The sequence below is a fragment of the Paenibacillus popilliae ATCC 14706 genome (assembly GCF_000315235.1).
Lineage (GTDB): Bacteria > Bacillota > Bacilli > Paenibacillales > Paenibacillaceae > Paenibacillus_B > Paenibacillus_B popilliae.
This window is the reverse complement of the sequence record NZ_BALG01000564.1, coordinates 1-307: the sequence shown is the minus strand read 5'-3', so window position 1 is coordinate 307 and position 307 is coordinate 1. Positions and strand designations below refer to the sequence as shown.

1 pseudogene is annotated in these 307 nt (G+C 55.0%); it reads left to right on the top strand.

What is annotated here, in order from left to right:
• Positions 1-33: 33 nt before the first annotated feature.
• A pseudogene (locus PPOP_RS19145) lies at positions 34-307 on the top strand (IS21 family transposase); the annotation flags it as partial.

Genomic DNA, 307 nt, shown 5'->3' with positions numbered 1-307 from the left:
TGTCACACGAGAGCCTTCGAGTACTTCGGAGGCATGACCAGGAACTGTCTCTACGACAATATGAAAACGGTCGTAAACGGGCAGGACGAGAACGGCGAGACGCTCTGGAACGAGCAGTTCCAGCGGTTTGCTCACCATTACGGTTTCGTGCTGCGCCGCTGCAAACCATACCGACCGCAAACCAAAGGGAAAGTAGAGAACGGTGTTGGCTATGTTCGAAAGAACTTCTGGCCACGCGTACGTTCCTTCACCGGACTGCAGGATCTCAATCGCCAAGTGCGTCACTGGCTTGACACCGTCGCCAACC